This is a genomic window from Dolichospermum sp. UHCC 0315A, from assembly GCF_008121535.1.
Lineage (GTDB): Bacteria > Cyanobacteriota > Cyanobacteriia > Cyanobacteriales > Nostocaceae > Dolichospermum > Dolichospermum lemmermannii.
In genome coordinates this window covers 1,289,434-1,314,460 of sequence record NZ_CP043056.1, presented here as the reverse complement: position 1 = coordinate 1,314,460, position 25,027 = coordinate 1,289,434, and the positions used below count along the sequence as shown (strand labels likewise).

The 25,027-nt window shown below is 37.6% G+C and carries 32 protein-coding genes and 2 pseudogenes; 18 read left to right on the top strand and 16 right to left on the bottom strand.

All coding sequences use genetic code 11. The features are described from left to right. Window positions 1-5: 5 nt before the first annotated feature. Window positions 6-248 carry a type II toxin-antitoxin system ParD family antitoxin gene (locus tag BMF77_RS06065; RefSeq protein WP_148761439.1) on the bottom strand — a complete coding sequence of 81 codons (243 nt, stop codon included), beginning with the start codon at window positions 246-248 and terminating at the stop codon, window positions 6-8. A 104-nt stretch (window positions 249-352) separates the two neighbouring features. Here BMF77_RS06065 and BMF77_RS06060 point away from each other — a divergent pair, with 104 nt between their 5' ends. Genes BMF77_RS06060 through BMF77_RS06050 form a run of 3 tightly spaced genes read left to right on the top strand, consistent with a single transcriptional unit; the run spans window position 353 to window position 1,097 of the window. Next, window positions 353-607, top strand: coding sequence for a hypothetical protein (locus BMF77_RS06060; RefSeq protein WP_148761437.1), 255 nt, complete (start codon window positions 353-355; stop codon window positions 605-607). A gap of 27 nt (window positions 608-634) precedes the next feature. Continuing rightward, the gene (locus BMF77_RS06055; RefSeq protein WP_039203750.1) at window positions 635-883 is read left to right on the top strand and encodes a type II toxin-antitoxin system HicA family toxin; all 249 of its coding nucleotides are present in this window, start codon (window positions 635-637) and stop codon (window positions 881-883) included. A 1-nt stretch (window position 884) separates the two neighbouring features. Further along, window positions 885-1,097, top strand: coding sequence for a type II toxin-antitoxin system HicB family antitoxin (locus BMF77_RS06050; RefSeq protein WP_148761421.1), 213 nt, complete (start codon window positions 885-887; stop codon window positions 1,095-1,097). 115 nt (window positions 1,098-1,212) lie between these two features. Here the strand turns inward: BMF77_RS06050 and BMF77_RS06045 are convergent, their stop codons facing one another. Further along, window positions 1,213-1,470 carry a type II toxin-antitoxin system RelE/ParE family toxin gene (locus tag BMF77_RS06045; protein WP_148761435.1) on the bottom strand — a complete coding sequence of 86 codons (258 nt, stop codon included), beginning with the start codon at window positions 1,468-1,470 and terminating at the stop codon, window positions 1,213-1,215. Continuing rightward, the gene (locus BMF77_RS06040) at window positions 1,471-1,686 is read right to left on the bottom strand and encodes a hypothetical protein (RefSeq protein ID WP_041458214.1); all 216 of its coding nucleotides are present in this window, start codon (window positions 1,684-1,686) and stop codon (window positions 1,471-1,473) included. 193 nt (window positions 1,687-1,879) lie between these two features. Here BMF77_RS06040 and BMF77_RS06035 point away from each other — a divergent pair. From BMF77_RS06035 to BMF77_RS06025, 3 genes and pseudogenes are all read left to right on the top strand, one after another. Continuing rightward, window positions 1,880-2,098 (top strand): annotated as a pseudogene (locus BMF77_RS06035) (cobaltochelatase subunit CobN); the annotation flags it as partial. An 86-nt stretch (window positions 2,099-2,184) separates the two neighbouring features. Further along, window positions 2,185-2,835, top strand: a complete 651-nt coding sequence (locus BMF77_RS06030) for an alpha-ketoglutarate-dependent dioxygenase AlkB (protein WP_148761433.1) — start codon at window positions 2,185-2,187, stop codon at window positions 2,833-2,835. 24 nt (window positions 2,836-2,859) lie between these two features. Beyond that, a complete protein-coding gene (locus BMF77_RS06025; RefSeq protein WP_148761431.1) occupies window positions 2,860-3,771 on the top strand; it encodes a hypothetical protein in 912 nt (303 codons plus the stop codon). Here BMF77_RS06025 and BMF77_RS06020 read toward each other — a convergent pair. The 4 genes from BMF77_RS06020 to BMF77_RS06005 all read right to left on the bottom strand — a co-directional run bounded on the left by BMF77_RS06020 (window position 3,695) and on the right by BMF77_RS06005 (window position 5,223). Further along, the gene (locus BMF77_RS06020; RefSeq protein WP_148761429.1) at window positions 3,695-4,153 is read right to left on the bottom strand and encodes a DUF1848 family protein; all 459 of its coding nucleotides are present in this window, start codon (window positions 4,151-4,153) and stop codon (window positions 3,695-3,697) included. The two genes, BMF77_RS06025 and BMF77_RS06020, sit on opposite strands and share 77 nt — an antisense overlap. A 222-nt stretch (window positions 4,154-4,375) precedes the next feature. Continuing rightward, window positions 4,376-4,576, bottom strand: a complete 201-nt coding sequence (locus BMF77_RS06015; protein WP_148761427.1) for a hypothetical protein — start codon at window positions 4,574-4,576, stop codon at window positions 4,376-4,378. Then, window positions 4,573-4,872 carry a BrnT family toxin gene (locus tag BMF77_RS06010; RefSeq protein WP_148761425.1) on the bottom strand — a complete coding sequence of 100 codons (300 nt, stop codon included), beginning with the start codon at window positions 4,870-4,872 and terminating at the stop codon, window positions 4,573-4,575. Before BMF77_RS06010 ends, BMF77_RS06015 begins: the two co-directional genes overlap by 4 nt. 69 nt (window positions 4,873-4,941) lie before the next feature. Further along, the gene (locus BMF77_RS06005; RefSeq protein ID WP_148761423.1) at window positions 4,942-5,223 is read right to left on the bottom strand and encodes a type II toxin-antitoxin system prevent-host-death family antitoxin; all 282 of its coding nucleotides are present in this window, start codon (window positions 5,221-5,223) and stop codon (window positions 4,942-4,944) included. A gap of 59 nt (window positions 5,224-5,282) precedes the next feature. Here BMF77_RS06005 and BMF77_RS05995 point away from each other — a divergent pair, with 59 nt between their 5' ends. From BMF77_RS05995 to BMF77_RS05985, 3 genes are all read left to right on the top strand, one after another. Beyond that, window positions 5,283-5,495 (top strand): type II toxin-antitoxin system HicB family antitoxin, encoded by a 213-nt coding sequence (locus BMF77_RS05995; RefSeq protein WP_148761421.1) that lies wholly within the window; start codon window positions 5,283-5,285, stop codon window positions 5,493-5,495. A 274-nt stretch (window positions 5,496-5,769) separates the two neighbouring features. After that, complete coding sequence (locus BMF77_RS05990) at window positions 5,770-6,048, top strand: type II toxin-antitoxin system RelE/ParE family toxin (protein WP_148761419.1); 279 nt, start codon at window positions 5,770-5,772, stop codon at window positions 6,046-6,048. A 76-nt stretch (window positions 6,049-6,124) separates the two neighbouring features. Further along, window positions 6,125-6,436 (top strand): HigA family addiction module antitoxin, encoded by a 312-nt coding sequence (locus BMF77_RS05985; RefSeq protein ID WP_148761417.1) that lies wholly within the window; start codon window positions 6,125-6,127, stop codon window positions 6,434-6,436. 41 nt (window positions 6,437-6,477) lie between these two features. Here BMF77_RS05985 and BMF77_RS05980 read toward each other — a convergent pair whose 3' ends face one another. Both BMF77_RS05980 and BMF77_RS05975 read right to left on the bottom strand, forming a co-directional pair. Continuing rightward, complete coding sequence (locus tag BMF77_RS05980) at window positions 6,478-6,633, bottom strand: type II toxin-antitoxin system RelE/ParE family toxin (RefSeq protein WP_148761415.1); 156 nt, start codon at window positions 6,631-6,633, stop codon at window positions 6,478-6,480. Window positions 6,634-6,635: 2 nt separating this feature from the next. Continuing rightward, window positions 6,636-6,887 carry a type II toxin-antitoxin system ParD family antitoxin gene (locus BMF77_RS05975; RefSeq protein WP_148761413.1) on the bottom strand — a complete coding sequence of 84 codons (252 nt, stop codon included), beginning with the start codon at window positions 6,885-6,887 and terminating at the stop codon, window positions 6,636-6,638. A 132-nt stretch (window positions 6,888-7,019) separates the two neighbouring features. Here BMF77_RS05975 and BMF77_RS05970 point away from each other — a divergent pair. From BMF77_RS05970 to BMF77_RS05955, 4 genes and pseudogenes are all read left to right on the top strand, one after another. Beyond that, window positions 7,020-7,241: pseudogene (locus BMF77_RS05970) on the top strand (cobaltochelatase subunit CobN); the annotation flags it as partial. Between the two features lie 348 nt (window positions 7,242-7,589). Then, window positions 7,590-7,850 carry a type II toxin-antitoxin system HicA family toxin gene (locus BMF77_RS05965; protein WP_148761411.1) on the top strand — a complete coding sequence of 87 codons (261 nt, stop codon included), beginning with the start codon at window positions 7,590-7,592 and terminating at the stop codon, window positions 7,848-7,850. Between the two features lie 93 nt (window positions 7,851-7,943). Further along, entirely contained in the window at window positions 7,944-8,282 is a 339-nt protein-coding gene (locus BMF77_RS05960) for a type II toxin-antitoxin system HicB family antitoxin (RefSeq protein ID WP_148761409.1), read from the top strand. A gap of 116 nt (window positions 8,283-8,398) precedes the next feature. Then, complete coding sequence (locus tag BMF77_RS05955; RefSeq protein WP_148761407.1) at window positions 8,399-8,992, top strand: hypothetical protein; 594 nt, start codon at window positions 8,399-8,401, stop codon at window positions 8,990-8,992. A 395-nt stretch (window positions 8,993-9,387) separates the two neighbouring features. Here BMF77_RS05955 and BMF77_RS05950 read toward each other — a convergent pair whose 3' ends face one another. The 4 genes from BMF77_RS05950 to BMF77_RS05930 all read right to left on the bottom strand — a co-directional run bounded on the left by BMF77_RS05950 (window position 9,388) and on the right by BMF77_RS05930 (window position 14,185). Continuing rightward, window positions 9,388-10,494 (bottom strand): Gfo/Idh/MocA family protein, encoded by a 1,107-nt coding sequence (locus tag BMF77_RS05950; protein WP_148761405.1) that lies wholly within the window; start codon window positions 10,492-10,494, stop codon window positions 9,388-9,390. Window positions 10,495-10,893: 399 nt separating this feature from the next. Further along, window positions 10,894-11,775, bottom strand: a complete 882-nt coding sequence (locus BMF77_RS05940) for an ABC transporter permease (protein ID WP_148761403.1) — start codon at window positions 11,773-11,775, stop codon at window positions 10,894-10,896. A gap of 181 nt (window positions 11,776-11,956) precedes the next feature. Next, window positions 11,957-13,048 carry a spermidine/putrescine ABC transporter substrate-binding protein gene (locus BMF77_RS05935; RefSeq protein ID WP_148761401.1) on the bottom strand — a complete coding sequence of 364 codons (1,092 nt, stop codon included), beginning with the start codon at window positions 13,046-13,048 and terminating at the stop codon, window positions 11,957-11,959. Then, window positions 13,049-14,185, bottom strand: coding sequence for an ABC transporter ATP-binding protein (locus tag BMF77_RS05930; protein ID WP_148761399.1), 1,137 nt, complete (start codon window positions 14,183-14,185; stop codon window positions 13,049-13,051). 106 nt (window positions 14,186-14,291) lie between these two features. Here BMF77_RS05930 and BMF77_RS26555 point away from each other — a divergent pair, with 106 nt between their 5' ends. Both BMF77_RS26555 and mrdA read left to right on the top strand, forming a co-directional pair. Beyond that, entirely contained in the window at window positions 14,292-14,465 is a 174-nt protein-coding gene (locus BMF77_RS26555) for a hypothetical protein (RefSeq protein WP_168204404.1), read from the top strand. A gap of 26 nt (window positions 14,466-14,491) precedes the next feature. After that, window positions 14,492-16,270 (top strand): penicillin-binding protein 2, encoded by a 1,779-nt coding sequence (gene mrdA / locus BMF77_RS05925; protein ID WP_148766826.1) that lies wholly within the window; start codon window positions 14,492-14,494, stop codon window positions 16,268-16,270. Window positions 16,271-16,597: 327 nt separating this feature from the next. On the opposite strand, the gene BMF77_RS05920 is transcribed toward mrdA, so the two are convergent. Next, a complete protein-coding gene (locus BMF77_RS05920; protein ID WP_148761397.1) occupies window positions 16,598-19,216 on the bottom strand; it encodes a M1 family metallopeptidase in 2,619 nt (872 codons plus the stop codon). A gap of 614 nt (window positions 19,217-19,830) precedes the next feature. On the opposite strand from BMF77_RS05920, the gene BMF77_RS05915 reads away from it, so the two are divergent. The 3 genes from BMF77_RS05915 (at window position 19,831) to BMF77_RS05905 (ending at window position 22,207) form a co-directional block, all read left to right on the top strand. Next, complete coding sequence (locus BMF77_RS05915; RefSeq protein ID WP_148761395.1) at window positions 19,831-21,489, top strand: DUF3352 domain-containing protein; 1,659 nt, start codon at window positions 19,831-19,833, stop codon at window positions 21,487-21,489. Window positions 21,490-21,690: 201 nt separating this feature from the next. Further along, entirely contained in the window at window positions 21,691-21,963 is a 273-nt protein-coding gene (locus BMF77_RS05910) for a BrnT family toxin (protein WP_148761393.1), read from the top strand. Then, window positions 21,947-22,207, top strand: coding sequence for a BrnA antitoxin family protein (locus BMF77_RS05905; RefSeq protein ID WP_148761391.1), 261 nt, complete (start codon window positions 21,947-21,949; stop codon window positions 22,205-22,207). Before BMF77_RS05910 ends, BMF77_RS05905 begins: the two co-directional genes overlap by 17 nt. Window positions 22,208-22,297: 90 nt before the next feature. Here BMF77_RS05905 and BMF77_RS05900 read toward each other — a convergent pair whose 3' ends face one another. Together BMF77_RS05900 and BMF77_RS05895 are read right to left on the bottom strand one after the other, a co-directional pair. Further along, the gene (locus BMF77_RS05900) at window positions 22,298-23,512 is read right to left on the bottom strand and encodes a DUF790 family protein (protein ID WP_148761389.1); all 1,215 of its coding nucleotides are present in this window, start codon (window positions 23,510-23,512) and stop codon (window positions 22,298-22,300) included. Next, on the bottom strand, window positions 23,442-24,998 hold the full coding sequence (locus tag BMF77_RS05895) for a DEAD/DEAH box helicase (protein ID WP_148761387.1): 1,557 nt from the start codon (window positions 24,996-24,998) through the stop codon (window positions 23,442-23,444). The genes BMF77_RS05900 and BMF77_RS05895 overlap by 71 nt, the downstream gene beginning before the upstream one ends. Window positions 24,999-25,027 lie beyond the last annotated feature (29 nt).

The following is a 25,027-nucleotide window of genomic DNA, read 5'->3' as shown; positions in this document are numbered from 1 at the left end:
AATTACTACTGCGCCGCACCAAAGATTGATCGGCGCAAATCCTGCCAATATTCAGGAGTTACAGGTTCAGCTTCTGAGTCCAAACCTTCTTGCAACAAACTAGCTAATTTTGCTTGAGCATCCTTACGCCGTTGATCTTGCTGTAACAACATCAAAAAATAGTCCGCTACAGTATCATAATTGCCAGATTGAAGCTGAACCTCAAGATAAGACTCAAGTTCTTTTGGTATCGGAAAACTCACATTCATAAGATACTAATATGAATAAAATCTTATTAGTATCTTATCATTTTTTATTCTGGTGATGAATTTAGGTGATAGCGAGGCGCTCCGTAGGAATCGCTTTTAGGGATGTGTGGGATTCGATAGCGAAGCTGACCGAAGGTATCGCTGTTTTGGGATGTTGGGATGCGATAGCGAAGCTGACCGAAGGTATCGCTGTTTTAGGATGTGGGAATGCGATCGCTTTTGGGATGTGTGGGGGTGCGATAGCGAAGCGCTCCGTAGGAATCGCTGTTTTGGGAATGTGGGAGAGCGATCACTGTTTGGGGATGTGGGAAGGGTGCGATAGCGAAGCTTACCGAAGGTATCGCTTTCGGTTATTATAAACATTTGAGTTAATAAAATCATAACTTGTGAGTCAACAAGACAAGCTATTAGCTAAAATTCTATCAGGCGCATCTGACACAAATATATCCTTTGAGCAATTGTGTCAACTCTTAATCAGATTAGGATTTGATGAAAGAATTCGTGGAAGTCACCACATTTTCACAAAAGAAGGAATTGAGGAAATCTTGAACCTTCAACCCAAACAAGGAAAAGCCAAAGCATATCAAGTTAAACAAGTCCGTGAAATGTTACTTAAATATCAGCTAGGAGGTTAAGATGACTATGCGCTATGAAATTAATCTCTATTGGAGTGAACAAGACCAATCATTTATCGCAGAAGTTCCAGATTTACCGGGATGTGCTGCTGATGGAGAAACTTATCAAAAAGCACTGCAAAATATAGAAATTATTATGCAGGAATGGATAGAAACTGCTCAAGAGTTAGGTCGAAAAATTCCTGAACCTACACAGCGTTTAATGTCTGCTTAATTGATGCTTTTGGGATGTGGGAGTGCGATCGCGTTCGCGTTCGCGTCTCGTTCGCATAGCGTTCCGAAGGAATAGAGATAGCGCGACCTAGGAATCGCTTTTTGGGGATGTTGATCTAATAAATTTCTCTACGATGACCAATTCTAATGATAATGATTAATTGTTCTTCTATATCTAACTCATAAATAACTCGATAATCACCCACTCTTAACTTATAAAAACCTGACCATTGACCTGTAAGAGATAGAGGAGTTATCTGCTCAAAATTGAGACTTAACCGTTGAATTTTATTCAGAATCCTCAGACGCACAACCTGATCTAAATTATCTAAATCAGTGATAGACTCTGATTCAAAACTTACAGAATAACTCATTTAACGTTCTATCCCGTACCTTTTATAAACTTCGGCTAGAGGAATAGTAGGTCTTCCTTCTTGACGTTTACGCCGGATTTCCAATAAACTTTGCTTGAATGATTCTTTAATTTCCTTATCCTCATCAGGATCACCGAAGTATTCATCTAGCATTTCATCTACAGTAGTACGGATTAGGTTTTGTAACTGTTCCGCCGTCATTTCTTTAATTTGCATAGTTTCTTTAAACAGTGAACTATAGGAATGATTATACCAGTTCAGAGAAAATATTGCGATAGCGTTCGCGTAGCGTGTGCCTTGCACTCAGCGCGACCTAGGAATCGCTGTTTGAGGATGTGGGGATGCGATAGCGAAGCTGACCGAAGGTATCGCTGTTTTGGGAATGTGAGAGGTGCGATAGCGAAGCACTGTGGATAATTGGATTTATGAGGACACGAATGAGACTTTCATTAAAGATGAGGAAATGCAAAAGCGTCTCATGAATCTCAATCCTCATTCTTTCCGCAAGATTGTTTCTACTTTGTTGGAAATGAATGGACGCGGTTATTGGGAGACGAGTGAGGAGAATTTAGACCGGTTACGGGAGTTGTATCAGGAGGTGGAAAATCGGATTGAGGGTATAGAATAGGATTAGATGGGCAGGTTTTTTACCTGCCTAAATTCTTCAGTTTGATGATTTCACTAAATGTATAATTACGGAGATTTAATCAAATCATGTATAATCAAATCAGTCTTTGGGATTATCTACCAGATACTAATAACCTGGTATTAGAAAATCAGGTTAACAAAAAAACTATTATTTCTACTGATGGAGAAGTAATATTATATCCGAATTTTTTTAGCACCAAAGAAAGTAATCAGCTTTTTTCAGATTTATATTCTAGTGTTAACTGGAAACAAGAAATAATCCAATTTTTTGGTAAGCAAATGCCTATACCAAGATTGACAGCATGGTATGGAGATGAAGGAAAATCCTATACTTATTCTGGCATAGAACAACATCCAGAACATTGGCATCCTACATTAAAATTAATTAAATCTAAAATTGAGCAAATTGCACAAATTAGTTTTAATAGTGTTCTTATCAATTTATATCGTGATGGTAAAGATAGTGTTTCCTGGCATAGTGATGATGAACCCGAATTAGGGGAAAATCCCATAATTGCCTCAGTTAGTTTTGGTGCAACTCGTCGTTTTTCCTTACGACATAAGCATTCAAAAAATCACAAGATTGATATTGATTTAGCTAGTGGTAGTTTTCTGCTAATGCAAGGTGAAACTCAGCATTTTTGGCAACACCAAATTGCTAAAACAGCTAAAGAAATTCAGCCACGAATCAATTTAACATTTAGAATTATTCACTAATTTAACTCAGGGTGTATCAATTTGATGGAAAAACTATACGAGTATATTTTAGAAGGATTAAAAAACTTACCAGATTTTTATAATCCCAATCTTCATCAGACATTTGAGAGTTATCTTAAATCTTTACAAAATGCTGCAAAATACCTATGGAAATCCTATCGCTCAAATACGGTAAAAGTAGATTATTCTGATCCTCAAGTTCAAGCAGCTTATTTAATTCGCTACTATCCGCACTATGTCCAAATGACTTTGGAAATTCTGCGACTATCTCCAGAAATATTCACTTTTCCAGAACAGATAAACGCTTGCTTTTTTGGTGCTGGTCTATGTCCTGAAGTAGCTGGTTTATCTCAATTTCTTACAGAACATTCTCAGCAAACTAAATCTATTATAGTTCAGATTTATGATATCGCCTCTGAGCAATGGAAATTGAGTCGCGAAGTTACCAAAAATTTTGTAGTTCCCAAACTATGGAAAGGAGATATTTCTGGAGTAGTTCGCAAGCTAGATTTATGTTCACCTAATACCTTTGATCCAATAACGGAAGTTATTAGTAATTGCCATCTTTTTATATTTCAAAATTGTCTAAATGAAATATGGAATACATCTACTACTCAAGAAAATATCAAGTTTTTACTTGATTGCGCTCCCTTAAATAGTTTTATTATTATTGGTGATTTGCTTGCTTATGATCAAAATCGGAGAATATTAGAAGATATTGCTAAAATTGCTAATCAAAGAAATGATTATCAAATTATTGAACGGGGTGAATTAGAAATTGCTTCTTCCTTAAGAATTCCTGAGATAGTTAGACAAAATCTACTAACTGGGGAAGATGGTTTAATTCCTCGTTACCGAATTAGATTTTTATTTCTGGTGATTCGTAAAGGTGAATATAGTAGTGAAGATTTATTAGATGATGATATCCCATATTAGTTGATTCACTAAAAACAATAGGATCATATCGCCAAATAATTTTCTGAAAACCTATTAAATCAGCTAATTGGTGAAATGTTTTAATAGCATAAGATAACTCAGATTTATTAGTATCTATAAAATTAGGATTGTTCATAACAGTAAACTGAAAATAATATTGATATCCTCTTTCATCTAATTCTTGTATATAAGAAAGCAAAGGTTTAGGGTTTCTTGTCCAGAAAACTATAATTTCTACATTTTCTGGAGTTAGATTTATATGAGAAAGTTGATTTCGATTAAAAGGATTTGGAACTACACAATAACCTGATCTAATACGGTTAATAAACCACTTTGAGAAAAATGCCGGAATATCAGTACGTCTGCTAACACTAATAATCATTTTAGTTTTCCTATTGAGTAGACGTTTTCATACTTTAAGAGTAATCAATTTATGAAAATTTCTACAGAATTTAAAAAAAAATTAACTTACCGATGCGTTAGCAAAGCGCACCGAAGGTATCGCTGTTTTGGGATGTTGGGAGTGCGATAGCGAAGCGCGACCTAGGAATCGCGTTTGGGGGATGTTGGAGTGCGATAGCGAAGCGCGACCTAGGAATCGCTTTTACTGAATACTTTCAATTAATTTAATATTATTTCTCAACCATTCATTGACTAAAATTTGCACATCAATGTTTTTGTCCTGAGCAATTTTCTTGAGAAAATTATCAACATCTGGTTCAAGGTAAATCGGATAATGAAAAGTTGCATCAGCATTATAAAACTTACCTTGTTCAGCTTGTGAAAAATCATATTCTGCTTTCATAGCTTTCCTCCTTGATAATACTGTTGTTCATTAAAAGTTGCTTTTCGTGCTGAAATAATACGAATCAAACATGAATCTTCATCTGTTTGTTCAAAAGTATGAATAACAACCCTTAAAATACCCGTTTCATCTAAACCTATAGTAATCCATCTGTCTTCATAATCACTATGTTCTTCATCATATAAACTTAATTGATATTGATCACGAAAAACAGTTGATGCTAAACGAAAATTGATTTGATGTTTACGAATATTCTGTTTTTCTTTTGCTGGATTCCAATCAAAATTATAACGCAAATTTATAAATTACAAAAGATTAAATAAGTTGACCCCATAATTATACCATAATTTTATACTTTGACAGTATTATCGGTAGTTTAACGTAGCGATCGCTGGTTGAGGATGTGGGAGAGCGATAGCGTTCGCATAGTTTTCCTTAAATTCTGCAAATGCTTGATTTAAGGGCATACCCTCGCCTTGTTTAAACTCATTTATACTTTGACGGATCTTAGTAACAGATTCCAGTAATTCCAGTCTATCAATCAGTTTTTGATAACTTTCAGCATCTTGAACCACAGCAGCAGCTTTACCATTCACAGTCAGCACAATGGGAGATTGAGTTTCTTTTAACTTATAAGGAAAAGCCAAAGCATATCAAGTTAAACAAGTTCGTGAAATGTTACTTAAATATCAGCTAGGAGGTTAAGATGACTATGCGCTATGAAATTAATCTCTATTGGAGTGAACAAGACCAATCATTTATCGCAGAAGTTCCAGATTTACCGGGATGTGCTGCTGATGGAGAAACTTATCAAAAAGCACTGCAAAATATAGAAATTATTATGCAGGAATGGATAGAAACTGCTCAAGAGTTAGGTCGAAAAATTCCTGAACCTACACAGCGTTTAATGTCTGCTTAATTGATGCTTTTGGGGATGTTGGGAGTGCGATAGCGAAGCGCGACCTAGGAATCGCTTTTGGGGTGTGGGGATGCGATAGCGAAGCGCGACCTAGGAATCGCTTTTGGGGTGTGGGGATGCGATAGCGAAGCGCGACCTAGGAATCGCTTGCTGGGGATGATGGGATGCGATAGCGAAGCGCGACCTAGGAATCGCTTGTTTGGAAATGTGGGGTGCGATCGCGTAACTGTAGGTAGAAACTTTGTATAATCTACATAATGATATAAAATTCAAGATGATTCAAACATTTAAAAGTAAAGCATTGCAAAATCTATTCAGAGAAAATTTTAATAAAGGAGTTCCCGCAAATTTAGAAAAGAAAATTAGAATTAGATTAGAAGTTATAGACTCAGCTTTAATTGTAGATGATATTAGATTACCGGGATATGATTTGCATGAATTAAAAGGAGATAGAAAAGGAACTTGGTCAATTAAGGTATCGGGAACCTGGCGGATAACCTTTAAATTTGAAGATGGTGATGCTTATGATGTCAATCTTGAAGATTATCATTAATTCCTGTGTTAATATGATCTTAATTGCTTAGAGATTGCTAACTAACGGTAGTAAAATTTATTAAGGAGTATTGATTATGAATAATTTGCAAGATATTACTCAAGATAGATTAGTAAGACCAATACATCCAGGTGAAGTAATTGCAGATATCTTAGATGATTTAGATATTAATCCTAGCAATTTTGCAGAAGTTTTAGGAGTATCTAATCAAACAATTCAGCAAATTATTAATGGTGAAAAATCAATTACTGTAGATATTGCAATTCGTCTTGGTAAAGCTTTGGGAAATGGACATAGACTTTGGTTGAATCTTCAGCAAAAGGTTGATGTTTGGGATGCTTTGCAAAGCCATAAGGAAGAATATGAGCAAGTTATGACTTTGGGTTAGAAGTTAGCGATATTTAGGGCTTGCTGAATAAGTGAGAAAAATCAACCCTCACCCGGTAGTTTTGCTATTTGTGAAAAAGTCTGCCTAGTAGCATCAAAAAAACTCAATGCTGCGTCAAAATTACTCTGTGCAATATAAGTAAACTGTTCATCCAGATCAGCACTAGCCTTTGGTCTAATGACAATTTTTCTAATCATTGCTATGATTTGCGAATTCTTTCAAGAAGTTGGGTACGTTTTTGTTCCCACCATTCATCCGTAATCTCAATTGCTTCACCGCTATCTAATCCTTCCAATAGTAATTTTTCTATTCGTGATTTTTGGACTTTTTCTAAGTCTTGACGAATTAAGTGTCGAATATATTCGCTGGTTGTACTGTAGCCACCTTTTTCAAGCTGTTCATTGATAAAGTCCCGCATAGAATCGGGAAGAGAAATATTTACTGTAGTCATAGCTAATAAGTGTTTATTTTGCTGATTATTTAATTATGGCAAATATTGTCAATTTTTGTCAAATCAAATATTTAATGCGATAGCGCGACCTAGGAATCACTGTTTGGGGATTTGGGAGTGCGATAGCGAAGCGCTGTGGATAATTGGATTTATGAGGACACGAACGAAACTTTCATCAAAGATGAGGAAATGCAAAAGCGTTTGATGAATCTCAATCCTCATTCTTTCCGCAAGATTGTTTCTACTTTGTTGGAAATGAATGGACGCGGTTATTGGGAGACTAGCGAGGAGAATTTAGACCGGTTACGTGAGTTGTATCAGGAGGTAGAAAACCGGATTGAGGGAATTGAGTAAACATTTTCAGTCTGGATAACGCGTATCAAGTTTAGGGACACGGATATCTGTGTCCCTATTTTTTATGTATTTATGATGACAAATTAATCACTCAGAGTAACCAACTGTTTTGAGATTATTATTTCAGTTGATCTCTTGACATGACATCATATTGTGATATCATAGTAATTAGGTCGTAACCAAATACAAGTTAAGGAAAGGTGTTAACAAAACAATGAAACGTTCTGTAAAGCTAGATTCAACGCTTTTATACTTAATATGTGATGTCAGTAGCTTCATTGAAAGGTTGCAACTTTCTTTAGCTTGGCTGGCTTATGAACCAGTAGTAACATCACCGGGGAGTAATGAATGGATCTCAACAATAAACAAAGAAAAACTTTAGAATTAATTTTTACAAATCCTGTACCAGCAAATATTATTTGGCAAGATATTGAAAGTCTATTTATAGCTTTAGGTGCTTATATTAGTCAAGGTAGCGGTTCAAGAGTAGGAGTTAAATTAAATGATGTTAAAGGTCATTTTCATGAACCACATCCCCATAAAGAAACAGATAAAGGAACTGTTAAATCTGTACGTGAATTTTTGACAAAAGCAGGATTTGAACCATAATTAGTTGATTTATAATTAGGCCATATTGAAGATTTGGGGTAATTCCAAAAATTGCCCCTACCACAATAAAATCGAGTTGAGGTTATTAGAGTTATGTTGACTTATAAAGGATATACAGCATCAATTGAAGTAGATGTAGAAGCAGGAATACTTTTTGGTCGTGTTCTAGATATTAATGATGTTGTTACTTTTAAAGCTAAAACTGTCGAAGAAGCACGTCAAGAATTTGAAACTTCTATTGATGGCTATCTAGCTTTTTGTAAAGAATTAGGAGAAGAACCTGATAAACCTTTTTCAGGAAAATTACCATTTCGTACAACTCCAGAACATCATCGGAAAATTTTTATTGCAGCTAAAAAAGCAGGGAAAAGTATCAATGCTTGGATGGATGAAATGTTAATCAATGCTGCTGAAAAATCAGTTAAAGCATAGATCATTATTTTGAATTTGGGGATGTTTTGGTAATATGGAAAAGGTATTCAATACATCAAATCACCTATACTTTTAGTTGAATATTAAACAGTTCATAAATTGAAGAAATTAATACCATGTTTTTTGATCTTTTTGATCCCCGTCAGAATCGCTCCTTGCAAGTATTTAGCGTTCGCCAAGCACAGTCCATACCTGACGACGTTAGAACAGATGAAATACAGATTAAAGAGCTTGAAATATATGAGGAGTTCTTAACTCAAGAGCCGATACTGATTGATAGATCAAAAAGTAGCAGTACCTCTGTGGAAACCTTTGATTTTAGCAAACAATGGTCACGGCAATTTAATCTAGAGTATGAAAAAGCAAATAAAAAAGGACATGGTTCTGATCTTGCTTCTTCCTTGGAATCATCCATAGGTGTTGAAGCAGGAGTTAAGTCAGAAATAAAGTCAGGTATTACATCAACCCTCAAAAATAGTGTCGAGGAAACGATAAAGACAAAATACTCCATTACCGAAGGAGTTACATATAAGAGAACTGAGACAACCCAGATAAGTATTCCTGCTTACACAAAGACAAAACTTATTATCTGCTGGAAAAATATTTGGCAAAAAGGGGTAATTGAGATAGTATCACCTTCCTCTAAAATTCAAATACCATTTAGTGTTCTTGTAAGCTTGACTTTTGATAGAAAACAAATTGATCTATAGACAATACTAATCCCCTGCTTGTAAGTAACACTTGTTTGGAGTGGGGGATGAGCGATAGCGCAAGTGCTGACTTTTCAATTCGTTGTTTGGGGATGTAGGAGTGCGATAGCGCAAGCGCTGACTTGTCAGTTCGCCTTTGGGGATGTGTGGGGATGCGATCAATGTTTGGGCTGTGGGGGATGCGATAGCGAAGTGCGACCTAGGAATCGCGTTTGAGGGTGTGGGGAAGTGCGATAGCGAAGCGCTGCTGCAAGCAGTTCGCTTTTGGGATGTTGGGGATGCGATCGCGTTCGCGGTAGCGTCCCGGAGGGAACTAGCGCGACCTAGGAATCGCTATTAATTTGGATAAAACCTATATACATCAATGGTTCTGAACATATAAAAGGGATATTTAATCACAAGGGGAGCGGTAGAACCAACTCTTCCAAACTTGGCACATTTACCCAACTTCCTGTTTCATGAGATTCATGGGATAAATCCATTAACAATTGCGAATAAACCCCTTCTTTAAAAGAAGGGGTAATTTCTTGATGATTAGTAATTCCTTTTACCCATTCATCAACAACACGAAGAAAAGCACAAATTCGCCCATCATGATAATGTTGAGGAAAGAGAAATTGTTGGGGAATTGCTATTTCTGTTAAAGATTCTCCCGGTTGAGAACCCCAAACCCGAAAACCATGAATATAGTCTTTTTGATTCTTGCTACCTAAAACTAATGTTCCCTTATCACCATAAACTTCTATCCAATGAGTTCTAGCTGCATGAACAACCGCACTAATAGCAACTTGGCAAGGTGTACCATTTGCCAATTCTAGAGATAATAAACAAGTATCATCAGTATCAACTGCTTGTAATTCTCCAGTTACTGGATTAACTCTTTCCGAAATAGCAGTAATTAAATGAGCGTTTAATTTGTGAACTGGACCAAATAACCAATTAATATAATCAAAAGCATGAGAACCTAAAGAACCTAAAGCACCACCACCTTTTTCTTGAGTAGAATACCAATTCCAAGGACGAGAAGTATCAGCGCGAGAAGAACCCAACCAATCAATTTTAACTAATCGGATATTCCCCACATAATTTTCAGCAAGAAGTTGAGCAAAAAATTGCCATTCTGGAACAAAGCGAAATTCAAAATCTACAGTGGCAATTACACCTTGATTTTTGGCTAATTGATATAATTCTTGAGATTCATTGACATTTAAAGTTATAGGTTTTTCTAACAAAAGATGTTTACCAGCTTGCAAAACCTGTTTAGCCATTTGATAGTGTAAAAATGGCGGTGTGGAAATGCTGACAGCTTCAACTGTCGGTAAAGCTAGAATTTCTGCTAAATTATCGCTTGCATAAGGGATATTATGAGTTTCTGCAATAGTTTTTGCTTTATTGATATCTCGATGATAAACAGCGACAATCTTAGTATTATGATGTGCTTGAAATGCGGGAATATGGACTTTTTGACCAAATCCCGTGCCAACAACTGCTACCCCAATCATGTTTAGTTTTTGCTAAGTTTACTTAGAGGGTGTTTGAAAAGTTTTTAATGTGTAAACAGACCCCTCTCCAAACCTCTCCCCTGGTAGGGGAGAGGCTTTAAAACCCCCATTCCCTTGCAGGGAAGGGGGGTAGGGGGGTTAGGTTTTTGGAGATTATCGGTTTGATATAATACTTTTCAAACAACCTCTTAAAAATAATTGTACCTTTGTGAAGATAGAAAAACAATTAAGTAGGTTAGCATTGAAAATCGTCGTTATGGCACTAGGCAAGAGGCAATACTTCGACTTCGCTCAGTAACCAGAGGCAAGAGTGAAGAGGGTTTGTCCGATTTTACTTTTCGTTACATATTACTTTTCGAGAAGCCGCTCCGCGTCTACGGTTTTTTTCCGTTCACCTACTTATTTAGTTTGATCAAATTTAATCACGAAAGCAATTGCAATACTCACCATCAAAATCAATGCCATACTCAATGCTGAACCAAACCCCCAATTTTGACTAGCACCTAGAAACTGATTATAAACTAACCGCGCAGCAGTCATACTCGAAGCACCACCCAGTAATTCTGGGTCTATAAAATCTCCCAACCCAGTAATAAAAACTAGTAGCGAACCAGCCGCAATTCCTGGTAAAACTTGAGGTACAGTCACTTTCCAAAAGGTTTGCATGGGATTTGCACCCAAATCAGCAGCAGCTTCTAACAATTGTTTATCTAACTTTTCTAAGGAAGCATATAAAATTAATACCATGTAGGGTAACAGGCTGTAACTCATGCCAATTAATACCGCTAAGTTACTGTTCAAAATATTGATAGCGGGTAAACCAAAACTGGCTAATATACTATTTAATAATCCAGTGGGACGTAAAATTGTAATCCATGCGTAAGAACGCAATAAAGAAGAAGTCCATAAAGGTAAAACAAAAGCTAATACTAATAAAGTTTGCCACCGCTTCGGTGCTATTAAAGCAATCCAATAAGCAACGGGAAAACCTAAAATTAAAGTAATAATAGTAGTACCAAATGCCAAAAGAAGTGAGTTGAATATCACCTTTAAATAAATCGGTTCAAAAATGCGAAGATAGTTACCTAAACCGCTAGGATTTACTAAATCTCCTGGTCGAATATCTGGGACTAAACTTAACTCAAAAATTATTAATGTTGGCAAAACTAGCAACATTAATAACCAAATACCAGATGGTGCTAGTAAGCCCAAAGGAGATAACCAATTTTTCCCAGCAGGTTGTAATTTCTCTATTTTGTTCAGGTCGCTAGAAGATTCCATTTGCAAATTAGTGATTATTATATTAATTGCCCATTACCCATTACCTGTCACCAATTACCATTTTTTAAGTTAGTAAGTAGGTCGGCGTTAAAAAATCAATCTATGTAACGAAATATAAATTAACGAATACCTTATAAATAGGGTGTTTCACGGTTTTTACAAAACTAAACATATATCGATTTTATTGGGCCGACTTACTTAATTGAGTCCAATAGCGTTCATAAATTTCTTGAAATTTTCCTAAAGGTGTCAGACGTTCACATTTTGCTAAAAGTGATTGAGGAGGAAATAAATTAGTATTCTCTTGAATTGCTTTTGGTAACTGTTCAAATCCTGCCCGATTAGGAGTAGAAATATATAATCTTTCAGAAATTTTTGCTGCTACTTCTGGTTGCAAAATTAAATTAATCCAGGCATAAGCACCGGCTATATTAGGATTAGATTTGGGAATGACAATAGTATCAGTCCATAATGAAGAACCACTACGAGGAATTACAAATTTGAGTTTGGGATTTTCCTGGCAAATTTTGACGGCATCAGCAGAATAACACATAGCGACCGCTAAATCTCCCGCCAGAATCTTATTTTGCCAAGCGTCTGTATCAAAAGCCGCAATAGCAGGTTTTAATATCTGCAACTTCTGATATGCTTCTTTAACCTCAGTTTCATTTTGGGAATTATAGGAATAACCTAACATCCGTAATGTTGCACCCATTACCTCTCGCACATCATTAAGTAAGGTAAAGCGTTTATTTAGTTGATCTTGATTTTGCCAAAGATACTCCCAATCTTCAGGGGCATTTGTGAGTTTTTCTGAATTATATAATAAACCCGTTGTTCCCCAATTAAAAGGAATACTGTAACGGTTATTAGGGTCATAACTAGGATTATTAAACTGGGGAAATAAATTATCTAAGCCAATTAAACGGCTATGATCTATTTCTATTAATAACCCTTTTTCCGCCATCTTTTGTACCATATAGTCAGATGGGTAAATGATGCTATAAGTACCACCACCTCCAGCTTGCAACTTAGCCAACATCACATCATTGGATTCATATACATCTGCTATTACTTTCACACCTGTTTGGGTCGTGAAGGTAGTTATTAATTCTTTATCTGTATATTGAGTCCAGGTATAAATATATAGTTTGTCACTTTGATTAGAGCTAATATAGTTTGACCCCACATTAGCTAGTCGCCAACCACAACTACCTAAAGATAAGGTAGAAAATGCCGCCATCTTTTTGAGAAAATTCCGTCTGTTAGTCATCTAATTTACATCTTGACTAATAGCTAAACAGTCAAATTTTTCCCACCAAGCATAAATGGGTGTAGTCCTATCTGGTAAGCTACCATAAGTATTGGGTTGTAAAACATTGAGGTTAACACCATTGATTAATTCCACAACATAATTAACATGAGTTCCTAAATACATGACATTAATTAGTCGTCCCTCGAAACAATTTGTGGGTATATTAGGTTGATAAAGGGAAAGTTGAATTTTTTCAGGACGCACACTAACAACAACACTTTGAGCTATTTTTAGAGGAGTTTGTTCATTACGACCAACAATCATGGTTAATCCGGTTTTAGTAGAAATTGTCACAGATTCTGCATCTACTTCCACAATTTCACCGCTAAATAGATTAGTATCACCAATAAAGTCAGCCACAAAAGGTGTTTGCGGACTTTCGTAAATTTGGCTAGGAGTACCAATTTGTTCTATTTTGCCTTGATTCATCACCGCAATGCGATCAGATAAGCATAGTGCTTCTTCCTGATCATGTGTCACCATCACAAAAGTTAACCCTAAATCCTTGTGAAGATTGGATAATTCAACTTGCATCTCCTTGCGAAGTTTTAAGTCTAATGCTCCCAAAGGTTCATCGAGGAGAATGACTGCGGGACGATTAACCAAAGCCCTGGCTAAGGCTACCCGCTGTTGCTGACCACCGGAGAGTTGACTGGGAACACGCGATCGCAAACTTTCCATTTTTACTAGTTTCAAAGCATCTGTAACGCGACTAGCAATTTCCGATTTGGATATTTTTTTTAATCGCAATCCAAAAGCAATGTTTTCCCACACATTCAAGTGATTAAATAAAGCATAACTTTGAAATACAGTATTCACAGGTCGCAGATAAGGAGGAACATCAGTCATTAACTGACCTTGAATGAGTAACTTACCAGCATCCACCCTTTCAAATCCAGCAATTAAGCGGAGTGTCGTTGTTTTTCCACAACCAGATGGACCTAAAATACTAAAGAACTCTCCCTGTCTAACATCCAAATCCACTCCGTGGACTGCGGGTTCTTGGTTGAAAAACTTAAATACATTACGCAATTCAACATCAAGTGGCTTTAATGTTTTTGAACCTCTTTGATTCTGTATCGCAGTTTGAGCCATAATCTTGTCAGTTGTCAGTTGTCAGTAGGGGCGAAGCATTTGGAAGATAAATTATCGGTCATTGCCAAAAATAGTTCTCCAAATGCTTCGCCCGTAGAGTTGTCAGTTGTCAGTAGGGGCGAAGCATTTGGAAGATAAATTATCGGTCATTGCCAAAAACAGTTCTCCAAATGCTTCGGCTGTACGGGCGAAGCATTTGGAAGATAAATTATCGGTCATTGCCAAAAATAGTTCTCCAAATGCTTCGCCCGTAGAGTTGTTCGTTGTCAGTTGTCCCTAGTCCCTAGTCCCCACTCCCCAGTTCCTATGGCTATCTTATCATCATTATTTAGTATAAAAAAAAATACACGCACAGTTGGGCGTGGTGTCCAATCCACATTTGTAATTTTATTCACATTATTAATGTTATCTGGTATCGGCGCTAGATTAATATATTTACAAATTATCGAAGGAAAAAACCACCGCATCCGCGCAGAATCTAATCGGATTCGGATTATTTCCAAACAACCAGAAAGAGGTAATATTTTTGACCGAAATGGTAAATTATTAGCCAGCACCCGTTATCCTCGATCTGTATATTTGTGGCCAATGGCACATACGAAACCCTCCTGGCCGGTAGTTGGTCCACGTCTAGCCAAAATTCTTGACACCTCCCAAGAAGAGATCGAGAAAACACTTGAACAATCTGCTGTTAATCCTTCTTCACTAATTCGCATTGCTCGCAATTTAAATGAAGCACAGGTAACAGCCTTAAAAGAGTATGAAAATGAACTACCAGGAGTAGAAATAAATACGGAAGCTGTGCGTTATTATCCTCATGGTCAAGAGTTGGCTCATATACTTGGCTACACCCGTGAAGTTACCGCTAAACAGTTGGAAAAAAAGAAAGCTGAAGGCTACAGATTAGGAGATGTTATGGGTCAAATGGGAGTAGAAAAAGCGTATGAAAAATTGTTAAGAGGTGAATGGGGAGGGCAGCAAATAGAAGTAGATGGTAGCGGTAGACCTCTACGAATATTGGGAAGCAAACAAGCGAAAGCTGGTAATGATCTGCACTTGACCATAGATTTAGATATACAAATGGCAGCAGAAAAAGCTTTAGGTAAACGCAATGGCGCAATAGTCGCCATTGACCCTAAAAATGGGGCTATCTTAGCCATGGTATCTCATCCGACCTTTGACCCCAATATCTTTTCTAAACAAAAACTTTCTCAAAAAGATTGGGAAACCGTCCAAGGTTCTGAACATCCTTTAGTCAATCGTGCCATTAGTGTCTTTCCTCCAGCCAGTACCTTTAAAATCGTCACCACAACCGCTGGACTAGAATCAGGTAAATTTTCTCCTGATACGGTATTACAAACCTACGGTTCTTTAACTATTGGTGGGACTACCTTTGGTGAATGGAATCATGCTGGTTTTGGACCATTGGGTTTTGTAGGAGCGATGCAGTGGAGTAGCGATACCTTCTTTTATCAAATTGGTAAGCGAGTCGGTGGACCAACATTGATCGAATGGACTCGTAAATATGGATTTGGTCAAAAAACCGGCTTTGAATTTACTACAGAAGAGTCCAAGGGTTTAGTTCCTGATGAAAATTGGAAACAGAAAACATGGAAGATACCTTGGAGTGTCGGTGACACTGTGAATATGTCTATTGGCCAAGGTGCTTTACAAGCTACACCTTTACAAGTCGCAGTCATGTTTGCCGTCCCGGCTAATGGTGGTTATCGCGTCCAACCCCATGTGTTGAAAGATAATGAAGAAGCTAAAAGCTGGAGAGAATCATTAAATCTCAAGCCCACAACTGTCAAAATTTTGCGTGAAGGATTACGAAAGGTGGTTAGTGAAGGTACAGGTAAGGTCTTAAATGTCCCCTCTCTTCCCCCGGTAGCCGGTAAGAGTGGGACGGCTGAAGCTTGGAAGAAAAGAGTTAAAGAAAATCACGCTTGGTTTGGGGCTTATGCACCTGCGGATAAGCCAGAAATTTTAGTGGTGGCCTTTGCTGAACATTCCGGTGGTGGTGGTGGTAGTGTTGCAGCACCCATGATTTTAGAAGTAATGGAAAAACATTTTGCTCGAAAATAGGTGATTGTTAAAAACACAAAAAAATACCCTGAAATTATCTCCAGGGTACATATACGTTTTTCAGGCATTAATGAATTTAAGACTACTCAACCTCAAAAAATATTTCTACTACCTAAAGTAGAGTTATCAGAAAATAGGCTGAAAACCCCGGAATTGACACCTAAAAATCCAAAAAGTTTTTAGTCATCCTTGATGATTAGCGGGCAAGATGCCCGCACTACCAAAAACTCGTCAAAATAAATTTGACAGACTAAGTAGGTGAACGGAAAAAACCGTAGACGCGGAGCGGCTTCTCGAAGAGTAATATGTAACGAAAAGTAAAGTTGCTCAAAACCTCTTATCTGTTTCCCGTTCCCCGTTCCCTGTTCCCTCTGAATTTGATTTCGCTTCCAAATTTTCCAGCCGGCTTTTCAATTCCTGATTTTGCTGTTTAATTTGATCAAGTTCCTCACGTAATTGCTTCAGGGTTTTGTCTGTGCCAATATTCTTTTGCACTTTAGTCACTTCCTCTTCAGCATAGCGACGAACACGGCCATCTGCGGTTTGATTGGCTAAAGATTGCAAAATACCAATGGCTTTGGGAGTTTCCATTTGTCCCAAGGCTGTTAAAACCGCTACCTGAGTTAAAAAGAAAGTCTCTCTAGCAATTTCCGCTAATCGGTCTAAAATTCGTTCGATATTAGCGGGAGTTTGACCAGTGGAAATTTTGCCAACAGCGCGAATTGCACCAAGACGTAATGGTTGCGGTATCCCAGCTTTCGTGTATTCCAGTAATAAACTTAAAGCTGCTTCTGAGGATTTGAATTCAGCTAAACCAGCCACAGCCCCACTGCGGACAACTTCATTCCAACCAGCCCGTTCTTCTAAAACAGATTTGAGTAACTTGATTACCTTGTCTTCATGGGGTTTATCTTCCAAATGTGCCGCTGCTATAGCCGCAATAGTCCGACAAGCCGCAGCTTCTACATAGTAGCTGGCATCCCCATGTTGGACAACACTCTTTACAGCTTTATAGCTATCATGAGTTTTAATTCGCGCTAAAGAACTAATCACAGCCTGCCGCACAAAGGGACTAGGATCATCTAATCCAGCTACTAAACCATCAAAAGCTTGATCTAATTGAATTTCTGCCAATTCCTTAGCAACTTCGACCCGCACACCCCAAAAAGGCTCATTTTTCAAAGCTGAGGATAGGGCTAAAGTCGCTTCTAATCCGCCTTTTTTCGCTAAAGCTTCCGCAGCATAAATGCGAGAAATGGGATGAGGATCAAATTCTAATTGGGCTTTTAATTCGGAAATTGGAAATTCTAACTTGACTGTTTTTAAGTAATTATTGCCCACATCAAAGCTAATAAAATCAGGCTTTTGTATTAGTGGAAAGTAAAAACTTTGTTCTTTTTCATGTACCCGAACTGTAAAAGTTGTGAGTTGGGAATTTTCTTTATATCCAAAACCAATGGGAATCCTGAGATTAAATAAATCCTTACTATCGGCTTTGGCTTGGGTTTGGGTGACTGTCACCTTCGCTAAATTTGCGTCACCATCCCAGGCATAAGCTACTTTAAAATCAGGATGACCACCACGATAGACATATTGATCAAACAGGAAAGCCAAATTTCGTCCTGTGGCTTTTTCAATTGCTCTTAATAAGTCTATAGTTTCGACAGTGTTGTGGGCGTTGTCTTGAACAAATGTTTGGACTGCTTGCCAAAATAATTCATCGCCCAATTCTGCCCGAATCATGTGATAAACACAAGATCCTTTTTCATAAATGTGGCGGTCATAAAGTTCAATTGCTTCCCGGTAAACATGAGTTACCATGGGTCTGCGGTAGCGACTGCTATCTTCACTTAAATAACTCCACGCTTCCTTTAACCGATAATATGCGGCTTCTTGGTCGCCATATTCCCGTTGGGTCCACATTACCTCTGAATAGGACGCCATACCTTCCTTAATCCAAGCATGGGACCAATGTTTAATTACCACCAAATCCCCAAACCATTGGTGTGCAAGTTCGTGGACAACTAAACTTTCGGTATTACGATTATCTAATATTGCTCGTTCGTCTAGTAAACATCGGTCACTTAATAGAGTTGTGGAAGTATTTTCCATGCCTCCAAAAATAAAGTCGTCTACGCAAACTTGAGCATATTTGGGGAAAGCGTAAGGATAACCATACTTTTCACTGAGAAATTCAATCATTTGGGGAGTTTTGCCCATGCTGCGTTGAGCATCTGCTTCTCGTCCCTTTTCGACGTAGTAGGTAACGGGTTTATCATGCCACTCGTCCCGAATTTCCGCAAAATCACCAACGGCTAAGGTCATCAAGTAGGTAGGATGAACTTGTTGTTGTGACCAATGGTAGGTTTTGTATTTTGCCTCCTCTACGGTGTCAATTAGTTCACCGTTGGAGATAGCTACTAAGGGATTGGGAACACGAACGCGAATTTCTGAAGTTGATAATTGTCCAGGGTAGTCGAAACAGGGAAACCAGTAGCGAGAATCTTCGTCTTCTCCTTGTGTCCAGACTTGGGTCGGTTTGTGGGGGTAGTGTTTGTTTGGTTGAATAAAGTAAATGCCCCGTTGGGGTTTTTCGGCGGCGTAGGCGATCGCAATTAACAAACGATGACCAATTTCAGTGGGTTGTGACAGGTAGATACCAAGTTTTTCGCCATCATATTCAAATTTTTGCTCAACTGCGTTTACTTGTACAGCGGTGATCTTCAGATTTACCGCATCCAAAGTCAATCTATCAATCCCATTCCGCACTGGTAACAGGCGAATACTACAAGTTCCGTAGCAACTTTGGTTAGGGATATCCAAACTCAGATCCAGAAAAATATGTTCTACCTGTCCAGGTCGGTCAGGGTTATAGTGTGGTTTTGCCCCTGGTAATTCAAAACGTTTGTGTCCGGTTTTTTCGGTATCAAAATAAAACTGCAACATTTATTATTTCTAGCCTTCTAATTCTAAAAGATTTAATGGGATGTAAATCATACAAGTAAAGAAGTGTAGCGTAGTATGACATTTTTTGATCAGCAAATTCTTCGCTACCTTGATTCAAGAAAATCTTGATCCGTGATCATTTGTTATTGAGTACAAATACTACTAATTTTCCATATAGATTAGTTTTAGAATAACTTGGAGATGAGAAATTGACTATTGTTTTCACAGGAATAAGATATCATTTGCGGATTCAGCCTTGACCATAATGGAGTATTATTTAGACCCAATTACAACTTTTTGGTGAGCATAAACCGTTAATTATATCAGCAATTACCGTAAAATTAGCGGAAATTAGGGATAAAAAAAGGATTTAAACATCAAAATCTCTGGGAATTATGTTTTTTCACCACTTGATTGTAAACTGTCTCTAACCGCCAGGTATTTTCAACCCTTTTATACTCAATATGCGATATTTACTGATGTCAACTAAGTTGACAAAATCCCCAAAATATACTTGTTTTTCATGGGTTCTCCATTAGATAAAATCCTCTGTCTACCAATGATCATTGCGTAGATTCTGCAATAAAATTTACAACAACAAGGAGCATTTACCAATGTCTGAAAAGAAATCATCATTTTTAATCCCTGTAATCAGTACTGCTGTAATTATAGCAGGAGGCATAGCAGCTTATATGTATCTAAAGGGTGGTGGTGATAGTTCTAGTCCTTTAGGTAGTGCTAAATTAGTACCTGCAACTGCTCTAATGGCAACTTATATTGACACTAATCCTGAATCCTGGCATAAGTTACAGCAGTTTGGTACACCGGAAGCGCAGAAATTACTGACAAAAGAATTCCAGAGTTTCAACCAACAAATGTTGAATGATCATAAAATTTCTTACGAAGCAGATATCAAACCTTGGGTTGGTGGGGTGATGATTGCGGTACTACCACCAGATGCAAAAAAAGTATCCGAGAATAACTTTCCTACCTCCGAAGCCCCAAATTATTTGTTAGTGGTAGGGATTAAAGATAAAATAGCTGCTTTGAAATTTGCCAATAAGTTGAAAGACCAAAAAAACGTCAAAATTCAGGAATCGGACTACAAAGGTCAAAAAATTATCGAATCTACTGGTCAAGGTCAACCGACTTATGTAACAGTTTTGAATAATGACCATTTGCTGTTTACATCCAATAAACAATCTGTAGAAAAAGCGATTGATACCTATAAAGGTGAACCTTCTTTTGCAAGTAAAGAAGGGGCAAATGATATTCTTAGCAAAGGTGTGGATGTTAAAAACAGTTTAGCGCAAATTTATGTTCCTGATTATGCCAATATGGTACAACAATTAACTGCTTTCAATCCTCAATCTAAACAATTACCTCCACAAACCCTCGCGCAAATTAAGCAAGTCAAATCACTGACAGCAGGTGTGGGCATAGATGATGGCGGATTAAGATTAAAAGCAATTGTGAATTTAGATCCCCAACTGAATAAATTTGAATATCAAACTACTCCCGCCAAAATTGTGGGACAATTCCCCAGTGAAACTTTGGCTTTAGCTAGTGGACAAGGTATTAGTAAAAGTTGGCAAACTTTTGTGGAACAATCTAAAGATTATCCGGAATTAAATCAAGGACTACAACAAGCGCGGACTCAATTAAAAAGTCTGCAAATTGATTTAGATAAAGATATTTTTGGCTGGATGAATGGAGAGTTTGGTTTAGGTGCAATTCAATCTAATCAAGGTTTATTAGCTAATACCGGTTTTGGAGGTGCGCTAGTATTAGATACGAGCGATCGCAAAACTGCTGAAGCCACTTTCACTAAACTCGATAATTTTGCCAAACAGCAACGCCTGAATGTCGCTCAAAGAACCATTGGCGGTAAAAATGTCACAGAATGGCAAATCCCCCAACAAGGCGCTCTAGTGGCACATGGTTGGCTCAATGATAATACAGCATTTCTGGCTATTGGTGGACCCGTTGCGGAAATACTGGCAGATCGCAAAGGTGCATCACTTGATCAAAGTGATACTTTTAAAACTGTTACAGGTTCTTTACAAAAACCCAATGGTGGTTATTTCTATTTAGATATGGAAAAAACCAAAACCATAATTGAGCGTTTATCCGCTCAAAGTCAACCTTTACCGGCGGACGCTACTGCTATTCTCGATTCTATTCGTGGTATTGGTGTGACTGTTAATAGTCCTAGTAAATCTCTGACTCAAATGGAGATGTTGTTATCTCTTAAATCTGCTAAAGGGAAATAATATTCTTTTTTGAATTTTTTTCACGCAGAGACGCACAAGGCACAGAGAGTAGTTTGTAGGGTGCGTCAGACCCGATAATTTGGTAAAAAACAGATATCTTCTCTCTGACGCACCTTATTCACTGTATGGAATAAGATTTCTAGTCAAAATAGACTTTACGATTCCTTAGACATAATTCTCACAAATACATATAATATATGTATGCAAGTTCAATGGAATCCTGAAAAAGCTAAAAGCAATTTACAAAAACACGGAGTCAGTTTTTCTGATGCTGAGGCCGTCTTGTTCGATCCTTATGCACTTTCTTTTGAAGATCAATCAGCACAAGGTGAACAACGATTTATTATTATGGGGATGGATCACCTTTGGCGGTTGCTAGTAGTAGTCTATACCTATCGAGGTGATAACATTCGCTTAATTTCTGCCCGTCCTGCTACTCCTAAGGAGAGACGTGAATATGAAACCGGAATATGATTTTGATCAGGCTAAACGGGGTGCGATTATCCCACAACAAGGTAAAACTCGTATTACCATCTATATTGATGATGATATTTTGGAAGCGTTTAGACAAAAAGGAGACGCTGAAGGGAAAGGTTATCAAACAATGATGAACCAAGCGTTACGAGAATATCTTGATCAAGCCAAACCCCCCTTAGATGAAGATACACTACGCCGAGTTTTTCAAGAAGAACTGCGGGCTGTAACTGTTGTTAGTTAAGTTTATTATTAATTAAACGCGGATAAATGCAGATAAACGCAGATAAACGCAGATTTTTATGATTCTGTACAGTTTCATATAAAATTCTGATTATTCCATGACGGCTAATACAGATTTTGGTAAGAGTTTTTCTTTAAACCAAATTATTCTTGCGGGAACGTTATCTAGTTTGACTCCGGCTTTTTCTAGGTTCAATCTTTCGGAAATTGCTAAGATCAAATTATCACAATTTGCCTTTCTTACTTGAGCAAATTTCTTTTGTAAATATTCTGGTCGCCAATAACCGACAATTTCTAAGATAAACACCCGTCCGTCTGGATGAACTAGCCGAAAATCGGGAATCATCACACTACCAGGAATGGGAATTAAATCTACTTCTCGTTCTAAGATCCAACCACTTTTTAAGCCATCCCATTTACTCGCAAAGGATTCTTCTAACATACTATCATAGGGTTTACCTGGGGGATAATGGGATACTAATCCACATTCTGAATTGAGGGTGAATCGTCCGGTTTTCCATTCGTTTGTATAAGAATCACGGGTTTTTAAGGTTGCTGATAAACTCCATTTGGTGACATGAAGTAAAGCCGGAATTAGTTTGGCTATGGCTAAACCGTAGCGGGTACTGGGAGTAAATAAACTGGTAGGACCATCCACACTAATTGTAAAACCATGATCAGCATCACCTTCAATATAAGCCATTAGTTGAAATAGCTTTAAATAACGAAATAAGAGTTTATATTCTCCGGGAACATTGCGATGTGCATTTAATACTAATTGACTAGCTTTATAAAAAACTCCTTGGACTTGAGATAAATTATAACGATGTAAAACTTCTTCTGGTTTAGGTGCATCAAAAGCAGTTAAAATTTTATTTTCTGATAAATCAGCATAAAGTCCATTTTTTATTTGAGCAGGTAAAACTTCTTGGTTGAGTTCTTGACTTAAATCATCAGCAATTTTATTTAAAATAATATCAGTTGATTCTCGACTAGCAACGGATTTTGCTGCTAATGCAAATACTTTTGCTCTTAACATGGGAGGTTCGAGGGGACTAACTACTTCAAATGTACAAAAACCACTTTTCAGAATATAAGCTAAACCCCGTTTCATGCGGTAATCTGTGGTATCTCCTTCAAAGTCTGCTAACTGACGTTCTAATAATCCTTGAGTTTTTCCGACTGCTTCCTGAAAAAAGCTAATTAATTCAGTTGCTAGATTCAAATGTTTTTGATCAAGTTTCAGTCTTTTTGGGATAATTTCTTCGCCGTTTTGGCGGTGTATCAGTAGGTCTGTTGGTAACATCTTTCTTTTCGGTTGAATAATTAATTTCTAACTGTTCTGCTGCTTTTAAATCGCTTTTCTTTTCACTACTATAAACAACTTGTAAATTTGCTCTTTGCGGTTTTTCTTGTTGACTATTATTTTCTCCTCTGCGTCTGGCTGAAGTTCCTTCTTCGCTGGTATCTTCGGCTATGACTTCATATAAAATTGCCTGTTTATTTTCTATATTACCTTTGCGTAAAATCCTCCCTAAACGTTGAATATATTCCCTCGTTGAACCTGTTCCTGATAAAATAATGGCAATACTAGCTGCGGGGACATCTACACCTTCATTTAAGACATTAGAAGCAACTAAAGTATTATATTCACCTGATTTAAATTTAGTTAGGATTTCATGTCTTTCTTTGACTGGTGTTTGATGAGTAATCGCGGGAATTAATAAGTCTTGAGAAATGCGATAAACTGTGGCATTGTCAGCGGTAAAAATTAAAATTCTTTCGGGATAATGGGTGGCTAATAAGTCTACAAGTACCCGGATTTTACCATCTGTGCCTAAAGCGATTTCTTTGGCTTGACGATGTGATAACATTGCCCTACGTCCAGGTTGAGAACGCGCACTCATTTGCACAAACATTTGCCAACCTTGGAGACTTCCTAAAGATATTTTTGATTGCTTTAAAAAATCATTGCGAGTTTGAATTAACTGATTATATTTTTCTCGTTCTAATTGGGATAATTTAACTTTAATTTGCACAATTTCATGAGCAGCTAAAGCTTTTCCTGCTAAATCTTCAGCGCATTTGCGATAAACTTCTTTACCAATGAGGATATCTAAATCAGCGTGTTTACCATCTGTGCGTTCTGGGGTTGCGGACAGTCCTAACCGATAGGGAGCGATCGCATATTCCGCAATAACTCTGTTAAAATCTGTAGGTAAATGGTGACATTCATCAAAAATTATTAACGCATATTTATTACCCAAACTTTCTGCGTGAATAGCCGCACTATCATAGGTAGCAACTAAAATTGCGGTTCTATCCCGCGAACCACCCCCCAGTAAACCTACTTCCCCGTCAGGAAAAGCCGCTACTAAGTGAGCATACCACTGGTGCATTAAATCCAACGTGGGGACGACAATTAACGTGGTGCGCGGTGTGGCTTGCATCGCCATTTGCGCCAAATAGGTCTTACCCGCTGCTGTCGGTAGCACCACTACCCCCTGTCGTCCTGCGAGTTTCCAAGCCGCTAACGCCTCATTTTGGTGAGGATAGGGAGTCATTTCTAAACTGGCAACCAACTCTAAGGGATAAAAAGCCTTGGCTTCATCAATAAAATCTGTGGCTTCAGCTTGGAGTGCTTCCACTAAGGAACGGTATCTAATTGCCGGAATACGGAATTTTTCAATTCTATCATCCCAAATTGCATAATCTATCCAAGTTTTACTTCGTGGTGGTGGGTGTAAAATTAACGTGCCACGATCAAAAGTTAAAGTCGGGTGACGAGCCATTTATTTTCTCTCAATCCAGTTACACTGAT

Coding starts and splice junctions, on each gene's coding strand:
- BMF77_RS06045 (WP_148761435.1), bottom strand. CDS start 1,470: ATGAGTTATTCTGTAAGTTTTGAATCAGAGTCTATCACTGATTTAGAT.
- BMF77_RS05975 (WP_148761413.1), bottom strand. CDS start 6,887: ATGACTACAGTAAATATTTCTCTTCCCGATTCTATGCGGGACTTTATC.
- BMF77_RS06030 (WP_148761433.1), top strand. CDS start 2,185: ATGTATAATCAAATCAGTCTTTGGGATTATCTACCAGATACTAATAAC.
- BMF77_RS05935 (WP_148761401.1), bottom strand. CDS start 13,048: ATGACTAACAGACGGAATTTTCTCAAAAAGATGGCGGCATTTTCTACC.
- mrdA (WP_148766826.1), top strand. CDS start 14,492: ATGGCTATCTTATCATCATTATTTAGTATAAAAAAAAATACACGCACA.
- BMF77_RS06065 (WP_148761439.1), bottom strand. CDS start 248: ATGAATGTGAGTTTTCCGATACCAAAAGAACTTGAGTCTTATCTTGAG.
- BMF77_RS05920 (WP_148761397.1), bottom strand. CDS start 19,216: ATGTTGCAGTTTTATTTTGATACCGAAAAAACCGGACACAAACGTTTT.
- BMF77_RS06015 (WP_148761427.1), bottom strand. CDS start 4,576: ATGAAAGCAGAATATGATTTTTCACAAGCTGAACAAGGTAAGTTTTAT.
- BMF77_RS05910 (WP_148761393.1), top strand. CDS start 21,691: ATGCAAGTTCAATGGAATCCTGAAAAAGCTAAAAGCAATTTACAAAAA.
- BMF77_RS05985 (WP_148761417.1), top strand. CDS start 6,125: ATGAATAATTTGCAAGATATTACTCAAGATAGATTAGTAAGACCAATA.
- BMF77_RS05965 (WP_148761411.1), top strand. CDS start 7,590: ATGGATCTCAACAATAAACAAAGAAAAACTTTAGAATTAATTTTTACA.
- BMF77_RS05955 (WP_148761407.1), top strand. CDS start 8,399: ATGTTTTTTGATCTTTTTGATCCCCGTCAGAATCGCTCCTTGCAAGTA.
- BMF77_RS05895 (WP_148761387.1), bottom strand. CDS start 24,998: ATGGCTCGTCACCCGACTTTAACTTTTGATCGTGGCACGTTAATTTTA.
- BMF77_RS05995 (WP_148761421.1), top strand. CDS start 5,283: ATGACTATGCGCTATGAAATTAATCTCTATTGGAGTGAACAAGACCAA.
- BMF77_RS05950 (WP_148761405.1), bottom strand. CDS start 10,494: ATGATTGGGGTAGCAGTTGTTGGCACGGGATTTGGTCAAAAAGTCCAT.
- BMF77_RS06020 (WP_148761429.1), bottom strand. CDS start 4,153: ATGATTATTAGTGTTAGCAGACGTACTGATATTCCGGCATTTTTCTCA.
- BMF77_RS06025 (WP_148761431.1), top strand. CDS start 2,860: ATGGAAAAACTATACGAGTATATTTTAGAAGGATTAAAAAACTTACCA.
- BMF77_RS05990 (WP_148761419.1), top strand. CDS start 5,770: ATGATTCAAACATTTAAAAGTAAAGCATTGCAAAATCTATTCAGAGAA.
- BMF77_RS05915 (WP_148761395.1), top strand. CDS start 19,831: ATGTCTGAAAAGAAATCATCATTTTTAATCCCTGTAATCAGTACTGCT.
- BMF77_RS05930 (WP_148761399.1), bottom strand. CDS start 14,185: ATGGCTCAAACTGCGATACAGAATCAAAGAGGTTCAAAAACATTAAAG.
- BMF77_RS05980 (WP_148761415.1), bottom strand. CDS start 6,633: ATGATTAGAAAAATTGTCATTAGACCAAAGGCTAGTGCTGATCTGGAT.
- BMF77_RS05905 (WP_148761391.1), top strand. CDS start 21,947: ATGAAACCGGAATATGATTTTGATCAGGCTAAACGGGGTGCGATTATC.
- BMF77_RS06040 (WP_041458214.1), bottom strand. CDS start 1,686: ATGCAAATTAAAGAAATGACGGCGGAACAGTTACAAAACCTAATCCGT.
- BMF77_RS05940 (WP_148761403.1), bottom strand. CDS start 11,775: ATGGAATCTTCTAGCGACCTGAACAAAATAGAGAAATTACAACCTGCT.
- BMF77_RS06050 (WP_148761421.1), top strand. CDS start 885: ATGACTATGCGCTATGAAATTAATCTCTATTGGAGTGAACAAGACCAA.
- BMF77_RS05900 (WP_148761389.1), bottom strand. CDS start 23,512: ATGTTACCAACAGACCTACTGATACACCGCCAAAACGGCGAAGAAATT.
- BMF77_RS05960 (WP_148761409.1), top strand. CDS start 7,944: ATGTTGACTTATAAAGGATATACAGCATCAATTGAAGTAGATGTAGAA.